Origin of the sequence: uncultured Nevskia sp., from assembly GCF_903885465.1 — a bacterium.
Lineage (GTDB): Bacteria > Pseudomonadota > Gammaproteobacteria > Nevskiales > Nevskiaceae > Nevskia.
The window spans coordinates 1-4153 of the sequence record NZ_CAISIQ010000393.1 but is presented as its reverse complement, the minus strand read 5'-3'; the positions used below and the strand labels follow the sequence as shown (position 1 = coordinate 4153).

6 protein-coding genes are annotated in these 4153 nt (G+C 66.0%); 4 read left to right on the top strand and 2 right to left on the bottom strand.

Going from position 1 to position 4153, the window contains the following annotated elements; translation table 11 throughout:
• Both QZY06_RS15300 and dapF read right to left on the bottom strand, forming a co-directional pair.
• On the bottom strand, positions 1-361 hold a 361-nt coding region (locus QZY06_RS15300), incomplete at its 3' end, for a DUF484 family protein (protein WP_295685931.1).
• Positions 349-1200: a diaminopimelate epimerase gene (gene dapF / locus QZY06_RS15295; protein WP_295685930.1), complete on the bottom strand. Its 852-nt coding sequence runs from the start codon at positions 1198-1200 to the stop codon at positions 349-351. The genes QZY06_RS15300 and dapF, both read right to left, overlap by 13 nt.
• 232 nt (positions 1201-1432) lie before the next feature.
• Here dapF and QZY06_RS15290 point away from each other — a divergent pair, with 232 nt between their 5' ends.
• The 4 genes from QZY06_RS15290 to QZY06_RS15275 form a co-directional block, all read left to right on the top strand.
• Positions 1433-2794 (top strand): hypothetical protein, encoded by a 1362-nt coding sequence (locus QZY06_RS15290; RefSeq protein ID WP_295685929.1) that lies wholly within the window; start codon positions 1433-1435, stop codon positions 2792-2794.
• A gap of 14 nt (positions 2795-2808) precedes the next feature.
• Entirely contained in the window at positions 2809-3336 is a 528-nt protein-coding gene (locus QZY06_RS15285) for an FMN-binding protein (RefSeq protein ID WP_295685932.1), read from the top strand.
• Positions 3337-3383: 47 nt separating this feature from the next.
• A complete protein-coding gene (locus QZY06_RS15280) occupies positions 3384-3911 on the top strand; it encodes a hypothetical protein (protein ID WP_295685928.1) in 528 nt (175 codons plus the stop codon).
• Positions 3908-4153 (top strand): FAD:protein FMN transferase (locus QZY06_RS15275; protein ID WP_295685927.1); only part of this gene is annotated, 246 nt, incomplete at its 3' end. The genes QZY06_RS15280 and QZY06_RS15275, both read left to right, overlap by 4 nt.

Sequence of the window (4153 nt, the reverse complement as noted above, 5' to 3'; positions counted from 1 at the left end):
CGTCCTTCATCGAGGCTTTCAGCGCCGCGACGATCGCTGCCAGCGATGGCGCGCGGATCAGGCTCAGGCTCAAGCGCAGCACCTTGTCGGCCCGTGCCTCGTTGGACTTGGCGCTGTCGAGCAGCTTCTCCAGCCTCGCTTCGAGCCGCTGGTTACGGCCGCGCAGCAGATCCACCTGACGCTCGATCAGCGACACCGCCGAACCGGCCGCGTGGGTGATCTCGATCTGCTCCAGCAGTTGCGGATGGCGGGTCAGCAGCAGCGGATCGCGGTTCAGATAGGCGATCACCTGCGCCTCGTCCGGCAGCGTCACGGTGGTTTCGGCCGGGGCCGGCGTGCTGGTTTCGGTCAGATCGACCACTCGAATCTCCCTTCAAAAACCGTGGTGGCGGGGCCGGTCATCAGCACCGGCGATGCATCGAGGCCATCCCATTCCAGATTCAGCAGACCGCCCCGGAGTGATAGTTCGGCGCGGCCATCCAGCAGGCCCCAGCTTCTGGCGACGGCAAAGGCCGCGCAGGCGCCGCTGCCGCAGGCCAGGGTTTCGCCGGAGCCGCGTTCGTAGACGCGCAGCCTGGCGTGCGTCGCGTCGATGATCTGCAGAAAGCCGACATTGACCGATTCCGGAAACAGCGTATGCGCCTGCAGCAGCGGGCCGATCCGTTCGACTTCGGCGCCATCGACGTCATCGACCCGAATCACCGCATGCGGATTGCCCATGCCGACCGCACCGAAACGGACACGGCTGCCATCGGCGAGCGTGGCTTCGTAATGCGCGGCGCGGGCATCGGCCGCCAGCGGGATTTCGGACGGCGCAAAGCGCGGTGCGCCCATGTCGACGGTGACTTCGCCGTTATCGAGCAGACGCAGTTCCAGGCTGGCGCTGGTAGTGCGCACGCGCAATGCGCGCTTGGCACTCAGGCCGTGATCGGCCACGAAGCGCGCCAGACAGCGCGCGCCGTTGCCGCACTGGCCCACCTGCGAGCCATCAGCGTTGTAGATGCGATAGCCGAAGTCCACCTCGGCCGACGGCGCGGGATCGACCACCAGCACCTGATCGCAGCCGACGCCGAAACGGCGATCGCTCAGGCGGCTGAGCAGTGCTGCATTCGGCTGGAATGGCTGGATGGTGGCGTCGATGACGACGAAATCGTTCCCGAGGCCCTGCATCTTGGTGAATGGGAATGTGCTTGGAGGCATCCGGCCAGCGTAGCGGCTTAGGCCGAACCTGTCATGGCTCAGCGTGCAGAAACGGCGCTTCGCCGGGCGGCGAAGAGGCCTTGAGAGAGCCTCGAGAGGGCGAGCGGAATGGATGTCGTTTGATAACAAGAATCCTTATCATCTAATATTGACTTCAGATTTACTAAAACTTCACTGCGCCCTCCGCACGGCACCGTGACCAGTAGCCGAACCACTCAGGACCCTGCTCCCGATGCCGCTGAACCCGCCGACGGTGCCTTCCCGGAAACTGCCCGGGAAATTCACGCTCGCTGTCTCTGCCGCCATGCTGGCGGCGCTGTCTCTGCCAGCGATGGCCGCGACCCAGCAGGAAGTGCTGGAGCAGAAGGTGGATGCGCTAGCCAAGCAGCTCGAAGCGCTGCAGGCGGAACTGAAAGCGCTGAAGGCGGAGCGAGCCGAAGCAGCCGCCGCGCCGGCCGCTGCGGCTCCAGCCGCGACCGCGGCGGCAGATCCCTCGGCCCAGCCGACTCGTCAGGACGCCCGCGCTGTCGCCGAGCACAAGGAAGCCTTTCTGTCCGGCTACGGCGAGGTCAACTTCAGCCGCTACGACCATGACGCCAGCCGCACCGAAGCCACCGTGCGCCGCGCTGTGTTCGGCATCGGCTACCGCTTCAACGACAGCACCAGCTTTGTCTCCGAGTTCGAGACCGAGAACACCGTGGTGTCGGCCGAGGACGGCGGTGAATTCGAGGTCGAGCAGTTCTACATCGATCACCGCTTCAACGATTACCTCAGCACCAAGGTCGGCTTGATCCTGATCCCGATCGGCTATCTGAACACCGCGCACGAGCCGACCCGCTACTTCGGCGTCGAGCGCAATAACGTCGAGACGCGGATCATCCCGTCGACGGAGCGTGAAGGCGGCATCTCGCTGTATGGCCGCACGCCGTTCGGGCTCAGCTACGACGTCGGCCTGACCACCAGCTTCAATCTGTCGAACTGGGATTACGCCTCGCCGGAAGGCGCTTACTCGCCGCTGGGCTCGATTCACGGCGAACTCGCCAACAGCCGCGCCTCCGATCTCGCCCAGTACGTGTCGCTGAACTACGACGGCATCACCGGCGTCAATTTCGGCGGCAGCGTGTTCACCGGCGAAGTCGGCCAGAACCAGAATGTCGGCGTCACGGCCAGCCCGCGTTTCATGCTCTGGGAAACCCATGCGCGCTACACGCAGGGTCCGCTGCAGTTGCAGACGCTGTACGCCCACGGCGGATTCAGCGACACCGCCGCGCTGAACCTGGCCAATGCCGGCGCGCTGACGCCGATTCCGAAAGCCTACTTCGGCTGGCTGGTGCAGGGCGCATACAGAGTCTGGCGAGCCGGCGATTACGCGCTGACGCCGTTCGTGCGCTTTGAGCGCTTCAACACCGGCTCCGATTACGCCGGCCAGCCGCCCGGCTTCGGCGCCATCGATCGGCCGACTGAAACCGCGTACACCTACGGCACCAGCTTCTTCATCACGCCGAACCTGGTGCTGAAAGCGGACTACCAGCAATACCGCCGCGCCAAGGAAGACAATCGCTTCAATCTTGGCGTTGGTCTGCAGTTCTATTGAGGCAAGACGTGAGCATGTCGTCGCGGATCGTGTTGTTGCCGCTCGTGGCCCTGGTGGCCAGCGCGCCGGCGCGGGCGACGGTCTACCTGTCGATCGAGGACGCCCAAGCCGCGATGTTCGGCGCGGCGGCGATGACCGCGCAGCCGCGGACGCTCGACGCCACGCAGATGGCAGCGATCGAGAAAGCCAGCGGCGTGCCGGTGCGCGGCAGCCTGGTAAGGGTCTGGCGCGCGGCCGATGGCGGCTGGTTTCTGCTCGATGCGGTGATCGGCAAGAGCGAGCTGATCACCTACGCGATCGGCCTCGACGCCGACGGCCGGGTCAAGCAGGTGGAAGTGCTCGAGTACCGCGAATCGCACGGCGGCGAAATCCGCTATCCGGGCTGGCGCAAGCAGTTCGTCAACAAGAAGGCGGGCGATGAACTGAGAGTCGGCGACGACATCCAGGGCATCAGCGGTGCGACGCTGTCCTGCGAGCACGTCACTGATGGCATTCGTCGCCTGCTGGCGACCTGGGCGCTGGTGCTGAAGCCGTTGGCCTGAAGCCCGTTCCGTAAGCGCATCGTTCCGGCGCCAGTAGACTTGCGGCGATGACTTCCAAACACCGGCATCCGCCAGGCACCCACGATTCCGATGCGCCGGTGCCGGCGTTCCTGCTGCGCGCCCGGCGCCTGGCGTCGATAGCCTCGGCCCGGATGCCGGACTGGCAGCGGCGTGCCGTCTACGTGGTGACCGCGCTGCTATTGCTCAGCGGCTCAGCCTGGTTGCTGCTGCGTTACTACGGCGCCATCGAAGGCGAATTCGGCCCGTCGCCCAGCCCCTGGGAACACCCGGCCTTGGCCGTGCACGGCGCGGCGGCGATGAGCTTCCTCTTTCTGCTCGGCAGCCTGCTGCCGGTCCACGTGATGCGCGGCCTGGCCTTGCAACGCAATCGGCGGACCGGCTACGCGCTGCTGGCACTGAACGGCCTGCTCGCGCTCAGCGGTTACGGCCTGTACTACGCAGGCGGCGATCAACTGCGCGCCGCGATCAGCCTGCTGCATTGGCTGCCGGGCCTGCTGCTGGCGGCGTTGCTGGTCGTCCATATCGTCCTCGGCCGCCGCCAGCGCAGCGAATGAACCAGCTGCGCCGCGCGCGGCCCTGGCTGGGGACCTTGGTCGAGATTTCGGTTGCTGCGGATCTCGATACGCCCCTGCTGCTGGCTGCTGTCGACGCCGCGTATGCCGCGATCGCCGAGGTGCATACCGCGATGAGCGTGCACGAGCCTGGCAGCGAGCTGTCGCGGCTGAATCGCAGCGCGCATCTGGCGGCAGTGCCAGTCAGCGCTGAAGTACTGGCCGTGCTGCGGGCAGCGCTCGCT

Coding starts and splice junctions, on each gene's coding strand:
- QZY06_RS15290 (WP_295685929.1), top strand. CDS start 1,433: ATGCCGCTGAACCCGCCGACGGTGCCTTCCCGGAAACTGCCCGGGAAA.
- QZY06_RS15280 (WP_295685928.1), top strand. CDS start 3,384: ATGACTTCCAAACACCGGCATCCGCCAGGCACCCACGATTCCGATGCG.
- dapF (WP_295685930.1), bottom strand. CDS start 1,200: ATGCCTCCAAGCACATTCCCATTCACCAAGATGCAGGGCCTCGGGAAC.
- QZY06_RS15285 (WP_295685932.1), top strand. CDS start 2,809: ATGTCGTCGCGGATCGTGTTGTTGCCGCTCGTGGCCCTGGTGGCCAGC.